This is a genomic window from Streptococcus salivarius (genome assembly GCF_009738225.1).
Lineage (GTDB): Bacteria > Bacillota > Bacilli > Lactobacillales > Streptococcaceae > Streptococcus.
On sequence record NZ_CP018187.1, the window covers coordinates 1,021,985 to 1,039,947 of the forward strand.

Genomic DNA, 17,963 nt, shown 5'->3' on the forward strand with positions numbered 1-17,963 from the left:
TGCTATTAAATTAGTTCCCCATCAAAACTAGATTCTAAATAGAATCTAGTTTTTATTTTTGCTAGGTTTTACTCCCTCGTATCATTTCTATTTACTGTTGAAACATGTTATAATTGTTTTGAACGACTATTATAGAAAGATGCAAGGAGACGAGCATGGAAGAACTTAAGAAAATCGCTGGCGTAACCGCTGCCAAATACGTTGAAGATGGAATGGTTGTTGGACTCGGTACAGGGTCAACAGCTTATTTCTTCGTGGAGGAAATTGGCCGTCGTATTAAGGAAGAAGGCCTTAGTGTTGTTGGAGTAACGACATCAAGTCAAACCACTAAACAAGCTGAAGGCTTAGGTATTCCTTTGAAGGCAGTGGATGATATTGACAGTATTGATGTTACTGTTGATGGCGCCGACGAAGTAGACCCTCAACTCAATGGGATTAAAGGTGGCGGTGGTGCCCTTCTGATGGAAAAAATCGTCGCTACACCTACGAAAGAATATATCTGGGTAGTTGATGAGTCAAAAATGGTTAATCAATTAGGTGCTTTCAAATTACCAGTTGAAGTGGTTCAATATGGTGCTGATCGTCTCTATCGTGTCTTTGATTCGAAGGGCTATAAGCCATCATTCCGACTTACGGAGGAAGGTAATCGCTTTGTTACAGATATGAAGAACTATATCATCGATCTTGATTTAGGTAAGATTGAAAATCCAGTAGCTCTTGGTGAAGAACTAAAAGCTATGACAGGTGTTGTCGATCATGGATTGTTCAATGGTATGGTTAACAAAGTCATCGTTGCAGGAAAAGACGGTGTTAAGGTTGTTGAAGTCAAGGCCTAGTCCAATTTTGATTTCCCCTCACTTTTAATGAGGAAAACTAATTAATTTTTGTCAAACTATTAAATAATATAGAAAGGCAAGAGGTAATTTCGAAAAGATTTTATCTCTTTGTGGTGTTGTTATGTCCAAATTTAACCGAATGCATTTAGTCGTTCTTGATTCAGTAGGAATTGGTGCTGCTCCAGATGCCAATGACTTTGTCAATGCAGGTGTGCCAGATGGTGCTTCAGATACCCTTGGTCATATCTCTAAATCAGTAGGATTGAATGTGCCAAATATGGCTAAGCTTGGTCTAGGAAATATTCCTCGTGAAACACCTTTGAAAACAGTATCAGCAGAAAGTAACCCAACTGGTTATGCAACAAAATTGCAGGAAGTTTCTCTTGGTAAGGATACGATGACTGGTCACTGGGAAATCATGGGTCTCAATATTACTGAACCTTTTGATACCTTCTGGAACGGATTCCCAGAAGAAATTCTCACTAAAATTGAGGAATTCTCAGGTCGTAAAGTCATTCGTGAAGCTAATAAACCATACTCAGGTACAGCTGTTATTGAAGACTTTGGACCTCGTCAAATGGAAACTGGTGAATTGATTATTTATACTTCAGCTGACCCAGTTCTTCAAATTGCTGCACACGAAGATATTATTCCATTGGATGAGTTGTATCGTATTTGTGAATATGCGCGTTCAATTACCCTTGAGCGTCCAGCTCTTCTAGGGCGTATCATTGCTCGTCCTTACGTTGGTGAGCCTGGAAACTTCACTCGTACATCTAATCGTCGAGATTTGGCTGTTTCACCATTTGCACCCACTGTTTTGGATAAATTGAATGAAGCTGGTATTGATACTTATGCCGTTGGTAAAATCAATGATATTTTCAACGGAGCTGGTATTAACCACGATATGGGCCACAACAAATCAAATAGCCATGGTATTGATAATTTGATTAAAGCTATGACTTCTGAAGATTTCAAACATGGCTTCTCATTCACAAACTTGGTAGACTTCGATGCCCTTTATGGACACCGTCGTGATCCACATGGATATCGTGATTGTTTGCACGAATTTGACCAACGTTTGCCTGAAATCATTGCTGCCATGCGTGAAGATGATCTCTTGATGATTACAGCAGACCACGGAAATGATCCAACTTATGCAGGTACAGACCATACTCGTGAATATATTCCTTTCTTGGCTTATAGCCCATCATTCAAAGGAAATGGACTTATTCCAGTAGGTCATTTCTCTGACATCTCAGCAACTGTCGCTGAAAACTTTGGTGTAGATAAAGCCATGATTGGTGAAAGCTTCTTGGATAAACTTGTCTAAAATGAAGCGCTATGCATTTTTGGTTCGTGGGATAAACGTTGGTGGTCGTCACAAGGTAGTCATGGAAGAATTTTGTCATGAGTTAAAAGAACTTGGGATGTCAAATGTTTCTTCCTATATAAATAGTGGAAATTTTTTCTTCGATTCATCCTTGATGAAAGTGGAACTCCTCTTAGTTTTAGAGAGATTTCTTAATAAGACTTATCCATTTATTAAGGTGTTTTCTCTTTTTACTCTAGAAGATTACCAAAATGAAGTGGCATCTTTACCTAAGTGGTGGGAAGATGATTTCTATAGAAAAGATGTGCTCTTATATACTGAAAGACTTGATAAGAACGAAATGAGGAATGTTATTGAGTCTTTAGAGTTGGGAGATGAAATTATTCATCTTGGTCAACTTGGGATCTACTGGGGTAAATTTGATAAATCAAGCTATAACCAAACGGCTTATCATAAGAAGCTATTGAAAGCACCTTTTTATCCTTATATAACCATTCGAAATGCAAGAACATTTTCAAAAATTGGTCACTTTTTAAGAATGAAATAAAATTAAGGGAGAATTAACATGTCGCTACTTGAAAAAATTAGAGTTACTCAAGCATTTTTGGAAAGCAAAGGAATTGAAAAACCTGAGTTTGGTTTAATTTTGGGTTCTGGACTTGGCGGGTTGGCTGAAGAAGTTGAAGACGCAGTTGTCATTGACTATGCGGATATTCCAAACTGGGGACAGTCAACGGTTGTCGGTCATGCTGGAAAACTTGTTTATGGAACTTTGTCTGGACGTAAGGTTTTAGCTCTTCAAGGACGTTTCCATTTTTATGAAGGAAATCCGCTTGAAGTAGTTACTTTCCCTGTACGTGTTATGAAAGCTCTTGGATGCGAAGGAGTTGTTGTAACCAATGCAGCAGGTGGTATCGGCTTTGGTCCAGGCACTTTGATGGCCATCACTGACCACATCAACATGACTGGTCAAAACCCATTGATTGGTGAAAACTTGGATGATTTTGGTCCTCGTTTCCCTGATATGTCTAAATCGTATACTCCAGAATACCGTGAGACTGCACATCGAGTTGCTGACAAATTGGGCATTAAATTAGATGATGGTGTCTATATCGGTGTGACTGGTCCAACTTACGAAACTCCAGCTGAAATTCGTGCTTATAAGACTCTTGGTGCAGATGCTGTTGGGATGTCAACTGTCCCTGAAGTCATTGTTGCAGCACATTCTGGTTTGAAAGTTCTTGGTATTTCATGTATTACCAACTTTGCGGCTGGTTTCCAAGAAGAACTCAATCACGAAGAAGTTGTGGAAGTGACAGAACGTGTTAAAGGGGATTTCAAAGGCTTACTGAAAGCTATTCTAGCTGAACTTTAAAAAGGAATAATTGATGTCAAACTTAATGAGTAATCCATTATTTCGTATCATTCGTGGAGTTTTTATAATTGCTTTCCTGACCATGGTTTGGTTGGTTATATTTTCTGCTATAGATACAAGTGGTAGTGAGATAGATTATGAACCATTTCAAGGAGCATCTATCGTATTTGCAGTTTTAAGCTATATCATAATAGTGTTTCTATTTCAATACCATAAAGTTGTTAACTTAAAAGAGTCAATTAAATCATCATACAGTGCAATTGAAATTAAAGAGCAGTATGTGGAAAAATTGATTGTACAACTGCGAGAACTGACTGATAAGATTGTAGACCATGAGTTAAAAATGTCTGTTAGAAAAAATGTTTCAGAATTGTTAGAGGAAAAAAAGTCTGTCAACAATTTGACTAACGATGAAAACAAAGCTAATCATTCAGAATCTAAGCGGAAGTCTTACGGTGAGTCTGGCAATTTTTCTAAACATGAATACTCTACTAAACTAGAGGAAACGAAGAATAAAATTATAGAGGAAATCGAAAGAGATACAAATATTACAGCTGATCAAAGTATAAAGGATTTGATTGCTGAGATTAAAGAGTCAGAAGTACTTGTGGCTAATCAAAAATTATACTACAATGAAATGGTGTCGCAATATAATAAAACAATTTACAGTTTGCCACTTGCTTTGTTAAGAACAACTTTAGGTCATTCAGAGATAAACTACTTATAACATAGAACAAAATCATTAAGACTAGAATATAGTTAAAAAGGTCAAAGAATGAAAGCTAGTTTTAGTTTTTCTAATTCAGCACGAGATTGCTTTACTATGAAATAAAAACAAAGAAGGGATTGACCCTACTCTAAAGACAGTAGGAAAAGTTGGTTAAAGCAATTTTAGCCATACTCTAATATATGGGTAATAAAGAGAGAAAGAGTTTGACTTGGCTCCCCAAGTCGATTAGGTTAAGTTTAGCTGTTTTGACAACCGGAATAGCTTCTGGTCTGATTGGTATTCTTTGCCACTATCTTTTAGATTTTATAAAATTTCTTGCTTTTGGTAACGATACGTCAGATCTCTTGTTACAATTTAACTCTATAAGTGCTTATCGACGTTTCGTAGTTATAGTGGTAGCTGGTGTCTTATCTAGTATCTTTTGGTATTTCCTTCAGCGTCGAGTGTCCCTTCTTTCCATTAGAAAGGCTAAGCAACTCGTTGGCAAGAAGAGTCCAAATTTTCTTGGCCAAAGTCTACATGCTTTGGTGCAGGTAGCAATCGTTGGAGCAGGTGCTTCGGTAGGCAAGGAAGCAGCTCCACGAGAATTAGGTGCCTTATGTGCTGGCAGTTTATCAAAAAAACTGGGTTTAGAAATTCCTGAAAGACAACTCATGATTGCATGTGGTGCAGGAGCAGGTTTAGCTGCGGTTTACCAAGTTCCCTTTGCCAGTACACTGTTTGTTTTGGAAACTTTGGGAGTTGCTTGGAAACTGAAAAACATTGGTATCATTCTTGTGACAACCTATTTGTCAGCTTATTGTGCTCGTCCAATTGTTGGTGGGAAAGCTATATATTTAGTTGATAAAGTAAGCTTACATCCTACTAGTCTGATACAGCTTCTTGTTTTGACGCTGTTTGTAACTCCGCTTGCTCTTATATTTAAGGTTTTAGCTAAAAAGGCGAGTAAAAGTCGTATAACAGATAAACATATTCTCTGGACCATGCCCGTCTCTTTTATAATATTAGGTGGTATTGTAGCTTTCTATCCTATAATCATGGGAAATGGTCAGGTTCTAGCACAATGGGTGTTTTCTGGAGGAACTTCGGAATACCTTCCGATTTTGCTAGTAATCAAAGGGCTTATTGTATGCTTGTTGCTATGGTCAGGTACTTATGGAGGGACACTGACGCCTTCGTTTACTTTAGGTGTCGGATCGGGTTTCTTATTAACAAGGTGTCTTGAGACTTTTGGTTTATTCCTAAATCCTAATCTAGGAATGTTACTTGGTGCAACCATATTTTTAGTAACAACTTTGGATGCTCCTCTGACGGGAATAGCCTTAGTTATAGGTTTTACCGGTCAAGGAGGGCTGGTAGCAGTTCCTCTAATCTTAGCGGGTCTACTATCAAGGATAATTAATAATAGATGGAAGAAAAAACAATGAATATTCATTTTATCTTACACGAAACGTTTGAAGTTCCAGGAGCCTATTTAAAATGGGCTCAAGACCGTGGGCATAATATCACATCAACCAAGGTATATGAGGAAGAGGTCCTTCCTGAAACCGTTGAAGGTATTGATTTTCTAATTGTGATGGGTGGTCCTCAGTCACCTGATGAGGATCGTCAGACCTTTCCTTATTATGACCCAAACGCTGAGATTGCATTTATGCAAAAAGCAATTGCTGCTGATATCTATATTGTTGGTGTATGTTTGGGAGCTCAGCTTCTGTCTGTAGCCTATGGTGGTAAGTATGAGCATAGTCCAGAACGCGAAATTGGTGTGTTTCCAATAACACTTACGGATGATGGATTAGCTGATGAGCATGTCAAAGGTTTTGGCACAACTCTCAATACTGGCCACTGGCATGGTGATATGCCTGGATTGACTGATAATGCAGTTGTTCTTGCTACTAGTCAAGGTTGTCCACGTCAAATTATTCGCTTTAGTCCTAAACACTATGCCTTCCAAGCACACCTAGAGTTTGATTCCCAAGCCATTGATTTGCTCATAGCTGCGGATGGCGAAGAACACTTGCGTAAGCAAAATAAGGAGTTACCTTTTGTTCAAACACCTGAACAATTGCGTACCAACGATTATTCAGAAATGAACAAGAAGTTATATGATTTTCTTGATTCATTGACTCAAGCTTAATCCACTTTAAAAAAAGTAATTATTTATCAACTATATAATAGTAGAAAAATTGTTTAAAAATAAAAATTAAGAATGGTAGATAGTGTGTTCAGGTTGCTCTTTTACCATCAAAAAATAGAAAGGACGGGTTAACTGTATTCACTAAATTGAATACGGGCGGAGAACGAAGTAAAAAGATAAACTGTCTAGCATTTATAATGCGTCGTCAGTTTCCTATTATTACTTTGTTCTCTGTCGCCTGTCCTGTATATAAAAAATGAAAGGAAGGGTAGTTCGGGTTTGAAACTGAACCCGGGCTAGAGTCTGTGTAAAAAAGATAAATCCTCCTAGATGCGAAGCATCTTTGTCGGATTTCCTATTTTTACTTTGCCTCTTTAACGCCCTTGGTATCTTATATTATGTCTATCCATATTGCTGCTAAGCAAGGTGAAATTGCTGATAAAATTCTCCTACCTGGAGATCCTTTACGTGCGAAATTCATTGCCGAGAATTTCCTCGAAGACGCTGTATGTTTCAATGAAGTTCGTAATATGTTTGGTTACACAGGAACATACAAAGGTGAACGTGTCTCAGTAATGGGAACTGGAATGGGGATGCCATCTATCTCTATCTATGCTCGTGAGCTTATTGTTAACTACGGGGTAAAAAAATTGATCCGTGTGGGAACTGCTGGTTCATTGAATGAGGATGTTCACGTTCGTGAGTTAGTTCTAGCACAAGCGGCAGCGACAAACTCTAACATTATTCGTAATGATTGGCCACAATACGATTTCCCACAAATTGCAAGTTTCAATCTCTTAGATAAGGCTTACCACATTGCTAAAGAGCTTGGTATGACTACACATGTTGGTAATGTCTTGTCTTCTGACGTCTTCTATTCGAACTATGGTGAAAAGAACATCGAGCTTGGTAAATGGGGTGTGAAAGCTGTAGAAATGGAAGCAGCAGCACTTTACTACCTTGCAGCTCAACACCAAGTAGATGCTCTTGCCATCATGACTATTTCTGATAGTTTGGTTAATCCAGATGAGGACACAACAGCTGAGGAACGTCAAAATACTTTCACTGACATGATGAAAGTTGGTCTTGAAACACTAATTACAGACTAGTTTGTAAAAGGACGCCATTTGGTCGTCCTTTTGTGTTGTAGCTAATATTTGTTCGAAGTGACAATAGGTTAAAATTTTTCAAACTACTATAAAAAAATAAAAATATTCGGAAGAAAGATGCTTTTAAGGAATAAGTAAATATCCGACAATTTAAAAAACAACCGCTAAAAATGTGAAAAACAACTTACAAAACAATGAAAAATGATAGAAATTAAATGCTTGATATCATAATGAAAAACGGTTTCTTCTTTTTTAAAAAGAATGACAATTGAAATGAAGTTATAGTAATGTTATAATGATAATGGGAAATGTCTAATTTTAATTTATAGGAGCAATTTATATGAGTTCGCGTACGAATCGTAAGCAAAAACGTACGAGTAATAGATCGTGGGGGATGGTCAACGTTGGGTTGACCATTCTGTATGCTATTTTAGCATTGGTCTTATTATTCACCATGTTCAATTATAATTTCCTATCCTTTAGGTTTTTGAACATCATTATCACCATTGGTTTGTTGGTAGTTCTTGCTATTAGCATCTTCCTTCAGAAGACTAAGAAATCACCACTAGTGACAACGGTTGTACTGGTTATCTTCTCGCTAGTTTCTCTGGTTGGTATTTTTGGTTTTAAACAAATGATTGACATCACTAACCGTATGAATCAGACGGCAGCATTTTCTGAAGTAGAAATGAGCATCGTGGTTCCTAAGGAAAGTGACATCAAAGATGTGAGCCAGCTTACTAGCGTACAGGCACCTACTAAGGTTGATAAGAACAATATCGAGACCTTGATGTCAGCTCTCAAAAAAGATAAAAAAGTTGATGTTAAAGTTGATGATGTTGCCTCATATCAAGAAGCTTATGATAATCTTAAGTCTGGCAAATCTAAAGCTATGGTCTTGAGTGGCTCTTATGCTAGCCTATTAGAGTCTGTCGATAGTAATTATGCTTCAAATCTAAAAACAATTTATACTTATAAAATTAAAAAGAAGAATAGCAACTCTGCAAAACAAGTAGATTCAAAAGTCTTCAATATTTATATTAGTGGTATTGATACCTACGGTTCGATTTCAACAGTGTCACGTTCAGATGTCAATATCATTATGACAGTAAACATGAATACACATAAGATTCTCTTGACGACTACTCCACGTGATGCATACGTTAAGATTCCTGGTGGTGGGGCAGACCAGTATGATAAATTAACCCACGCAGGTATTTATGGCGTTGAAACATCTGAACAAACTCTGGAAAATCTTTATGGTATTAAGATTGATTACTATGCACGAATTAACTTCACATCTTTTCTTAAGTTGATTGACCAACTTGGTGGTGTGACAGTCCATAATGATCAAGCTTTCACAAGTCTTCATGGGAAGTTTGATTTCCCAGTTGGTGATATCCAAATGAATTCAGAGCAAGCACTTGGATTTGTTCGTGAACGCTATAGTTTAGATGGCGGAGATAATGACCGTGGTAAAAACCAGGAGAAAGTTATTTCTGCGATTGTAAACAAGTTGGCTTCACTAAATTCAGTATCAAACTTTACTTCAATTGTTAACAATCTTCAAGACTCTGTTCAAACGAATATGTCTCTAGATACCATTAATGCTTTGGCCAATACACAACTTGATTCTGGTTCTAAATTTACGGTGACTTCTCAAGCAGTAACTGGTACTGGTTCTACTGGTCAATTGACCTCTTATGCTATGCCAAATTCTAGTCTTTATATGATGAAACTAGATGATTCGAGTGTGGCAAGTGCCTCTCAAGCTATCAAAAATCTGATGGAGGAAAAATAAGTGATTGACGTTCACTCACATATTGTTTTTGATGTTGATGATGGTCCTAAAACTTTAGAAGAAAGTTTAGACCTCATTGGTGAAAGCTATGCCCAAGGGGTACGTAAGATTGTTTCAACATCTCACCGTCGTAAGGGGATGTTTGAGACTCCAGAGGATAAAATTTTTGCCAACTTTTCTAAGGTAAAAGCAGAAGCAGAAGCACTTTATCCAGACTTAACTATTTATTATGGTGGTGAACTTTATTACACCTCAGACATTGTGGAGAAACTTGAACAGAATCTTATTCCGCGTATGCATAACACTCAATTTGCTTTGATTGAGTTTAGTGCTCGCACATCTTGGAAAGAAATTCATAGTGGGCTTAGTAATGTTTTGCGAGCGGGGGTAACGCCTATTGTTGCTCATATTGAGCGCTATGATGCCCTCGAAGAAAATGCTGACCGTGTTCGAGAAATCATCAACATGGGGTGCTATACACAAGTTAATAGCTCTCATGTTCTAAAACCAAAGCTCTTTGGAGATAAAGATAAAGTAAGAAAAAAACGTGTTCGTTATTTCTTGGAGAAAAATTTGGTTCATATGGTTGCTAGTGACATGCATAATCTTGGTCCAAGACCACCATTTATGAAAGATGCTTACGCTATTATCGAAAAGACTTACGGAACGAGACGTGCTCGTAACCTTTTTATCGAAAATCCACAAACACTACTTGAAAATCAATATATATAGGAGAAACTATGACTCAGGAAAACACGAAGCGTGTTGAAATCGATGTACTTGCACTATTGCAAAAACTTTGGACTAAAAAAGTATTTATTTTATTTACAGCCTTTTATGTCGCTGTCTTTGCCTTCTTAGGAACATACTTCCTCATTCAGCCAACATATACATCGTCTACACGTATTTATGTGGTTAATCAAGCTAATGATGGCAAAAACCTTTCTGCTCAAGACTTGCAGGCCGGTACATTTTTGACAAAAGACTACAAAGAAATTATTACATCAAACGATGTCTTGTCAGAAGTTATCAAAGATGAAAAATTGAATATGACAGAAGCAGAACTTGCTAAAATGATTTCAGTTAATATTCCTACTGATACTCGTCTTATTTCAATTTCTGTTAATGCTAAAACTGGTCAAGATGCGCAAACACTTGCCAATAAGGTTCGTGAAGTTGCTTCAGAAAAAATCAAGAACGTGACAAAAGTTGAAGATGTCACAACGCTTGAAGAAGCTAAATTGCCAGAGTCACCATCTTCACCAAATATCAAACGTAATGTGCTTCTTGGAGCAGTGCTTGGAGGATTCCTTGCAGTGGTTGGTGTGTTGGTACGTGAAATCCTAGATGATCGTATTCGCCGTCCAGAAGATGTGGAAGATGCCCTTGGAATGACACTTCTTGGAATTGTCCCTGATACAGATAAAATTTAAGGAGAAGAAATGCCTCTATTAAAGTTAGTAAAATCTAAAGAAAACTTTGCCAAACAAACAGAAGAGTATTACAATGCCATTCGCACAAATATTCAATTTTCTGGTGCTCAGATGAAAGTGATTGCGGTTAGCTCTGTTGAAGCTGGTGAAGGAAAATCAACGACATCTGTTAACTTGGCGATTTCATTTGCTAGTGTTGGGCTCCGAACACTTCTCATTGATGCGGATACCCGTAACTCTGTTTTGTCAGGTACATTTAAATCAAATGAGCCTTATAAAGGCCTTTCAAATTTCCTTTCTGGAAATGCTGATTTAAATGAAACGATTTGTCAAACTGATATTTCTGGTTTGGATGTCATTGCATCTGGTCCTGTACCACCTAATCCAACAAGTCTTTTGCAAAATGACAATTTTAGACATTTGATGGAAGTTGCTCGTAGTCGTTATGATTATGTCATCATTGATACGCCACCAATTGGTTTGGTCATTGATGCTGTTATTATTGCCCATCAGGCTGATGCCAGTCTTTTGGTTACAGCAGCTGGAAAAATTAAACGTCGTTTCGTAACTAAGGCGGTCGAACAATTGGAACAAAGTGGTTCTCAGTTCTTAGGTGTCGTCCTTAATAAAGTTGACATGACAGTTGATAAATATGGATCATATGGTTCTTACGGATCATATGGTGAGTACGGGAAAAAATCAGACCAAAAAGAAGGTCATTCAAGAGCACATCGTCGTAGAAAAGGATAGCATTAATGGGGATGATGCGGCTCCTTATACCTTAACAGATTAAAAAGGGGTTTAGAGTGAAAGAAAAACAAGAAATTCGTCGCATTGAAATTGGTATTATACAGTTGGTTGTGGTTGTTTTCGCAGCCATGGTAGCTAGTAAAATACCATATACAGAGATTACCCAAGGAAGCATTGTCCTTTTAGGTGTCGTACATGTAGTGTCTTACTATATTAGTAGTTATTATGAAAATCTTAAGTATAGAGGCTACTTGGATGAACTCATTGCAACTGTCAAATATTGTTTCATATTTGCTCTAATTGCAACTTTTCTCTCGTTTTTTGCAGATGGAAGTTTTTCTATCTCACGTCGCGGACTTCTTTATGTTACTCTGATTTCAGGTGTTCTCTTATACGTTACAAATACTGTTCTTAAGTATTTCCGCTCTTCTATCTATACACGTCGTAAAAGTAACAAGAATATTCTCTTGATTTCTGATCAGGCACGTCTTGATAATGTTTTATCTCGTATGAAGGACAATATGGATGGTAGGATTACAGCAGTTTGTGTCTTGGATAATCCTTATTTTACTGATCCATTTATCAAGAGTGTTAAACCTGAAAATTTGATTGAATATGCGACACACTCAGTAGTAGACCAAGTTTTGATTAATCTGCCAAGTGAGCAGTACAAGATTTGGGATTATGCGTCACCATTTGAACTTATGGGAATCCCAGTATCCATTAATTTGAATGCCCTTGAATTTATGAGTCAGGGAGAAAAACGTATCCAACAATTGGGTCCTTTCAAAGTTGTTACGTTTTCTACGCATTTTTATAGCTATGGAGATATCTTGGCGAAACGCTTCCTCGATATCTGTGGAGCTCTAGTTGGTTTGGTGCTCTGTGGTATTGTTGGAATCTTCCTTTATCCTCTTATTCGTAAAGATGGAGGGCCAGCTATTTTTGCTCAAGATCGTGTGGGAGAAAATGGACGTATCTTCAAGTTTTATAAATTCCGTTCTATGCGTGTTGATGCGGAAGAAATCAAGAAGAATTTGATGGCACAGAATCAAATGTCTGGTGGTATGTTTAAGATGGACAATGATCCACGTATTACCAAAATTGGACATTTCATTCGTAAAACGAGTCTTGATGAACTTCCACAATTTTGGAATGTTCTAAAAGGTGATATGAGCTTGGTAGGAACACGTCCACCAACATTGGATGAGTACGAATCTTATACACCGGAACAAAAACGTCGCCTCAGCTTTAAACCAGGTATTACTGGTCTTTGGCAAGTAAGTGGTCGAAGTGAAATTACTGATTTTGATGAAGTTGTAAAACTAGACGTTGCTTATATGGACGGATGGACAATCTGGCGCGATATCAAAATATTATTGAAAACAATTAAAGTAGTAGTAATGAAGGATGGAGCAAAGTGATGGCTTTCTCCATTTCTTTTAATGGTGATTAAATGACAAAAACAGTTTATATCGTTGGTTCTAAGGGAATTCCAGCAAAATATGGTGGATTTGAGACCTTTGTTGAGAAGTTGACAGAGTTCCAACAAGACAAAGATATCCAATATTATGTAGCTTGTATGCGTGAAAATTCTGCTAAATCAGGAATTACAGCAGATACTTTCGAACATAACGGTGCTAAATGCTACAATATTGACGTCCCAAATATCGGGCCCGTACGTGCCATCGCTTATGACATCGCAGCTCTTAATAAGGCCATTGAGATTGCTAAGGAAAATAATGATCAAGCACCAATCTTCTATGTTTTGGCCTGCCGAATTGGTCCATTTATCTCAGGTATTAAAAAGAAAATCAAGGCTATCGGTGGTACCCTTATGGTTAACCCGGATGGTCATGAATGGCTTCGTGCAAAGTGGAGTCTTCCGGTTCGTAAGTATTGGAAAATTTCAGAGCAACTCATGGTTAAACATGCAGATCTCTTGATTTGTGATAGTAAAAACATTGAATCTTATATTCAAAATGATTATGCGAAGTATCGTCCTCAGACAACCTATATTGCCTATGGAACTGATACAACTAAATCTCGATTGACTAAGGTTGATGATAAGGTACGCACATGGTACTTCGAAAAGGGTGTTATTGAAAACAATTATTATCTTGTTGTAGGACGTTTTGTGCCTGAAAATAACTATGAGGCTATGATTCGTGGTTTTATGGCGTCTAGCTCCGATAAGGATTTTGTTCTCATTACCAATGTTGAAGAAAACAAATTTTACGACAAGTTGCGCCAGGAAACTGGTTTTGACAAGGATTCTCGTGTGAAGTTTGTCGGAACTGTTTATGACCAAGAATTGCTCAAGTACATTCGTGAGAATGCCTTTGCTTATTTCCATGGTCATGAGGTAGGTGGAACCAATCCATCACTTCTTGAGGCACTTGAGTCAACTAAGCTCAATCTCTTGTTGGATGTTGGCTTTAACCGTGAAGTCGGTGAAGATGGTGCTCTCTATTGGAAAAAAGACCAATTGGCAAGTGTCATTAATCAAGCTGAACAATTGGATGCACAAGCTATCGCAGACCTCAATCAAAAATCAAGTAAACGTATCGAAGAAGCCTTTACTTGGGAAAAAATTGTTACAGACTACGAGAAAGTATTTAAAGGATAGAAATGCAGAAAATTTTATATCTTCACGCTGGTGCCGAAATGTATGGTGCTGATAAGGTTTTGTTGGAGCTTATTAAAGGATTGGATAAAGAAGCCTTTGAGGCTCATGTCATCTTGCCCAACGATGGCGTCTTAGTGGGTGCATTGGAAAAGGTTGGTGCTAAGGTAAAAGTTATCGATTATCCAATCTTGCGCCGGAAGTATTTTAATCCTAAGGGAATTCTTGAGTATTTTGGCTCTTATAATCGTTATTCAAAGCAAATTACTAAATATGCTAAGGAAAATGGCATTACTCTTATTCACAATAATACGACTGCGGTACTTGAGGGAATTTATCTCAAACGTAAGTTGAAACTTCCTTTGATTTGGCATGTTCACGAGATTATCGTCAAACCAAAAGCAATCTCTGATTTCATCAACTTTTTGATGGGGCATTATGCTGATACGATTGTGACAGTTTCAAATGCTGTGGCCAACCACGTGAAGCAGTCTCGCTTTGTAAAAAATGACCAAGTTCAGGTCATCTATAATGGTGTTGACAATGCCGTCTATCATGAAATGGATGCCAGCGCAGTTCGTGACCTGTTTGGTATTGCACAGGATGCCTTTGTTATCGGAATGGTTGGTCGAGTGAATGCTTGGAAAGGTCAAGGCGATTTCTTGGAAGCAGTGACTCCAATCTTAAAGGCTAATCCAAAAGCAATAGCCTTTCTGGCAGGGAGTGCTTTTGAAGGTGAAGAGTGGCGTGTTGATGAGTTGGAAAAGGCAATATCAGACTCACCAGTAGCTGGACAAATTAAGCGCATCGATTATTATAGCAAGACGACAGAGCTCTATAATATGTTTGATATCTTTGTCTTGCCAAGTACCAATCCAGATCCTCTACCAACTGTAGTTCTCGAATCAATGGCTTGTGGCAAACCTGTAGTCGGCTACCGTCATGGTGGTGTCTGTGAAATGGTTAAAGAAGGCGAAAACGGCCTTCTTGCCACACCAAATCAGCATGCAGAATTGTCTAAGACCATCCAAGAATTGGCTGATAACACTGAGAAGAGAGAGCAATTTGGCAAGGCCTCTGTTAAACGCCAAAAAGAACTCTTCTCATTACAAAGTTATATTCGTAATTTCTCAGAGCTATATAAGAAATAAAAAGAAGTTCTAAGAAGTACTAATATGAACAGTGAAACACTAAAAAATAAATTATAACCAATCGTTTATCCAATTATTAATTTTATTCCTAGACGAAGACTTAAGAATAAAAATTTTACGATCATTTGTGATAATTGTTGGGCTGGAAAAGTCTATCAGGAATTGGGCTTACCTTATCAAACTCCATTTGTAGGGATGTTTGTCTTTTCTCCTGATTACATCAAGATGCTAAAGAATTTAAAACACTATTTGAGTGGTAATATTCCTTTGACATTTGTTAAGGAATCGAAATACATCAAAGACTTTGATAATGCCTATCCTCTAGCACTTCTTGATGATATTGAACTTCATTTCCTGCATTATGCTGATGAAGAAGAAGCAACTCAAAAATGGAATCGTCGTTTAGAAAGAATACATTGGGATAATTTGTATTTCAAGTTCAATGATAATGATGCCTGTACTTACGAGCTGATGAAAGAGTTTGAAGAACTTCCATACAAGAGTAAGGTGATTTTCTCTTCGAAGAATTACAGTGACCTACCTTCATTGGTCCACTTTAAATCAGCAGAGAAGCAAGGACATGTTGGAATTGATTTAAAAACCTACCACCGCTATTTTAATGCTGTTACCTGGTTGAATAAGGGTGGTGAAGATTTAACATAAAATAAAAATTAAGGTGAAGAATCCATGAAACCACTTTTAACTGTTGTCATTCCAGTTTATAATGTCGAAAAGTATTTAAAACGTTGTATTGAGAGTATCCTTATTCAAGAGTGGAAGAACTATGACATCTTACTTGTAGATGATGGAAGTACTGATAATTCTCCTAAGATTTGTGATGACTATGTTAAATCGTATGACTTTATCTCAGTTATTCATAAGGAGAATGGTGGGCTTTCTGAAGCTCGCAATACTGGTATTTCACATGCTAAGGGTGACTATGTTTATTTCCCTGATTCTGATGACTGGCTTGAACCACAAACATTTAAAGAATTAGCAGAGGTGTTGGAATCCCAAGAGTTTGATATCGTTTCTTTTAACCGTGAGTTTGTGAAGGGTGAAGAAGATCCTATAGTTTCAGATCCATTAGTAACTCAAGTGTTTGAAGGTAAAGATGCTTTTGTCCAAATGCTCAAGCATAGTTATATCACAGGTTTTGCCAACGACAAAATATATAAAAAGTCTCTATTTATTGATAATAATATTTCTTTTCCAAAAGGAAAATATTATGAAGACTTGGGAACGAATTACAAGCTTTTTCTTTCAGCTGAGAATGTCTTTGCTACCAATCAAAAGTATTATCACTATTTAATTGATAATCCTGATTCCATTACACAGTCTTGGAATGAGCGGAAGTTTAGTGATATGTTTGAATTTTATAAAGATATTTTCTATTCTGATTTTGTTCGTTCACGATTAAATCAAGAAGAATTACAAATTTCACAGCTATATTATGTGAATGGCTTGATTCATATCTTGGCAAGTTTATATAAATCTAAATTAGATAAAAAATATATAGATATTACTAATCAAGTGAAACAAGAGTTACTTAAGAATAGTGTTTCTCTTTCTCAAATGAAAAATCAACCAAATAAGTTAAAATATATACTGTTTAGACTTAAAGTATTAAAACTGGCTTTCAGTATTCAAAACATTTTCTGATATGATTTAGGAGTCTATTTTGAAATATTCTGTTATTATTCCAGTTTATAATGTTGAGAAATATATTCACCGTTGTTTAAAAAGTATTATTTCTCAGAACTATGATGACTTGGAAATTATAGTGGTAGACAATGGGTCTACGGATAGTAGTGGCAGTGTTTGCGATACTTATGCTAACGAGTACTCAAATATCTCAGTCTATCATATTGAGAACCACGGTGTTGGTTCGGCACGTAATTTTGGCTTGTCCAAAGCCAGGGGAGAGTTTATCTACTTCGTTGATAGTGATGATTATCTTGTTGGTAATCTCTTTGCTGATTTTGCTGATAAGCTAGTGTTAGATTTGGATTTGGCTGTTTTTAGTTATTACAATTCTTTTGAGGAAGATTTAACTGAGAAGCATCGTACTGAAAAGTCACTTCCATTTAAAGGGAATTACGACAAGGATGGTTTTATCAAGATATTTAAAGAACTTTTCCTATCGGATATGCTTTACACAGTTTGGAATAAGATATATCGCAGAGAATTTCTTCTTGAAAATAACCTTTCTTTTGAGCAGTATGAGTTAGGTGAAGATGTCCGCTTTAATCTTGATCTTTATCGTGAAGTCAAAAAGATTTATCTTTCTCAAGATTCCTACTATGTTTATGTCATTGGTAGAAAAGGTTCCGCCATGTCGGGCTATAACCCCAAACGTCTTCAGTATCAGCTTCAAGAATTGAAGATGGTTGATAATCTACTTTCTGACTGGAATTTGGATAGTTCAGTGCTTGTTAATACTGTAAAAGCAAGAATACTGATGAGTAACATCTACAATATAACGAAACAGAATTTATCTGTAAATAGAAAAGTTAAGCTCGTTAAAGATACATGTGAAAGACGAGAGATAGAGGATTTTATAAAGAATGATTCTTCTGCATTGAATCCACTCATAAAACTGTTGTTGAAATGTCGAATGTATGTTGTTCTGATTTATCTTAAAAAAATACAGATGTTATTACAACATTTATAAGAATAATT

The 17,963-nt window shown here is 36.9% G+C and carries 18 protein-coding genes; all 18 read left to right on the forward strand.

All coding sequences use genetic code 11. From position 1 onward, the window contains the following. Positions 1–155: 155 nt before the first annotated feature. The 18 genes from rpiA to BSR19_RS05205 all read left to right on the forward strand — a co-directional run bounded on the left by rpiA (position 156) and on the right by BSR19_RS05205 (position 17,955). Entirely contained in the window at positions 156–836 is a 681-nt protein-coding gene (rpiA, locus tag BSR19_RS05120; RefSeq protein ID WP_060972930.1) for a ribose-5-phosphate isomerase RpiA, read from the forward strand. Between the two features lie 121 nt (positions 837–957). After that, positions 958–2,169 (forward strand): phosphopentomutase, encoded by a 1,212-nt coding sequence (locus BSR19_RS05125; protein ID WP_060972929.1) that lies wholly within the window; start codon positions 958–960, stop codon positions 2,167–2,169. A gap of 1 nt (position 2,170) precedes the next feature. Further along, complete coding sequence (locus tag BSR19_RS05130) at positions 2,171–2,716, forward strand: DUF1697 domain-containing protein (RefSeq protein WP_060972928.1); 546 nt, start codon at positions 2,171–2,173, stop codon at positions 2,714–2,716. Between the two features lie 18 nt (positions 2,717–2,734). After that, positions 2,735–3,544 carry a purine-nucleoside phosphorylase gene (locus BSR19_RS05135; protein WP_060972927.1) on the forward strand — a complete coding sequence of 270 codons (810 nt, stop codon included), beginning with the start codon at positions 2,735–2,737 and terminating at the stop codon, positions 3,542–3,544. Positions 3,545–3,557: 13 nt separating this feature from the next. After that, entirely contained in the window at positions 3,558–4,271 is a 714-nt protein-coding gene (locus BSR19_RS05140; RefSeq protein ID WP_073950435.1) for a LemA family protein, read from the forward strand. A gap of 182 nt (positions 4,272–4,453) precedes the next feature. Next, the gene (locus BSR19_RS05145) at positions 4,454–5,701 is read left to right on the forward strand and encodes a chloride channel protein (RefSeq protein ID WP_156246690.1); all 1,248 of its coding nucleotides are present in this window, start codon (positions 4,454–4,456) and stop codon (positions 5,699–5,701) included. Further along, on the forward strand, positions 5,698–6,411 hold the full coding sequence (locus tag BSR19_RS05150) for a type 1 glutamine amidotransferase (RefSeq protein ID WP_037601325.1): 714 nt from the start codon (positions 5,698–5,700) through the stop codon (positions 6,409–6,411). Before BSR19_RS05145 ends, BSR19_RS05150 begins: the two co-directional genes overlap by 4 nt. Before the next feature lie 398 nt (positions 6,412–6,809). Further along, a complete protein-coding gene (deoD, locus tag BSR19_RS05155) occupies positions 6,810–7,520 on the forward strand; it encodes a purine-nucleoside phosphorylase (protein ID WP_156246691.1) in 711 nt (236 codons plus the stop codon). 340 nt (positions 7,521–7,860) lie between these two features. Next, positions 7,861–9,321, forward strand: coding sequence for an LCP family glycopolymer transferase CpsA (gene cpsA, locus BSR19_RS05160; protein ID WP_156246692.1), 1,461 nt, complete (start codon positions 7,861–7,863; stop codon positions 9,319–9,321). Continuing rightward, positions 9,322–10,053: a capsular polysaccharide biosynthesis protein Cps4B gene (gene cps4B, locus BSR19_RS05165; protein ID WP_156246693.1), complete on the forward strand. Its 732-nt coding sequence runs from the start codon at positions 9,322–9,324 to the stop codon at positions 10,051–10,053. 8 nt (positions 10,054–10,061) lie between these two features. Continuing rightward, entirely contained in the window at positions 10,062–10,754 is a 693-nt protein-coding gene (locus tag BSR19_RS05170; RefSeq protein ID WP_048790943.1) for a capsular polysaccharide biosynthesis protein, read from the forward strand. 9 nt (positions 10,755–10,763) lie between these two features. Then, positions 10,764–11,504, forward strand: coding sequence for a tyrosine-protein kinase (locus tag BSR19_RS05175; protein ID WP_002890888.1), 741 nt, complete (start codon positions 10,764–10,766; stop codon positions 11,502–11,504). 56 nt (positions 11,505–11,560) lie between these two features. Continuing rightward, the gene (locus BSR19_RS05180) at positions 11,561–12,928 is read left to right on the forward strand and encodes a sugar transferase (RefSeq protein ID WP_156246694.1); all 1,368 of its coding nucleotides are present in this window, start codon (positions 11,561–11,563) and stop codon (positions 12,926–12,928) included. Between the two features lie 32 nt (positions 12,929–12,960). After that, positions 12,961–14,133 carry a beta 1-4 rhamnosyltransferase Cps2T gene (gene cps2T / locus BSR19_RS05185; protein ID WP_156246695.1) on the forward strand — a complete coding sequence of 391 codons (1,173 nt, stop codon included), beginning with the start codon at positions 12,961–12,963 and terminating at the stop codon, positions 14,131–14,133. A 2-nt stretch (positions 14,134–14,135) separates the two neighbouring features. Then, positions 14,136–15,281: a glycosyltransferase family 4 protein gene (locus tag BSR19_RS05190; RefSeq protein ID WP_156246696.1), complete on the forward strand. Its 1,146-nt coding sequence runs from the start codon at positions 14,136–14,138 to the stop codon at positions 15,279–15,281. A gap of 60 nt (positions 15,282–15,341) precedes the next feature. After that, on the forward strand, positions 15,342–15,944 hold the full coding sequence (locus BSR19_RS05195; RefSeq protein WP_331462067.1) for a DUF1919 domain-containing protein: 603 nt from the start codon (positions 15,342–15,344) through the stop codon (positions 15,942–15,944). Between the two features lie 24 nt (positions 15,945–15,968). Then, the gene (locus BSR19_RS05200) at positions 15,969–16,943 is read left to right on the forward strand and encodes a glycosyltransferase (RefSeq protein ID WP_060972920.1); all 975 of its coding nucleotides are present in this window, start codon (positions 15,969–15,971) and stop codon (positions 16,941–16,943) included. Between the two features lie 19 nt (positions 16,944–16,962). Continuing rightward, positions 16,963–17,955 carry a glycosyltransferase family 2 protein gene (locus BSR19_RS05205; protein WP_060972919.1) on the forward strand — a complete coding sequence of 331 codons (993 nt, stop codon included), beginning with the start codon at positions 16,963–16,965 and terminating at the stop codon, positions 17,953–17,955. Positions 17,956–17,963 lie beyond the last annotated feature (8 nt).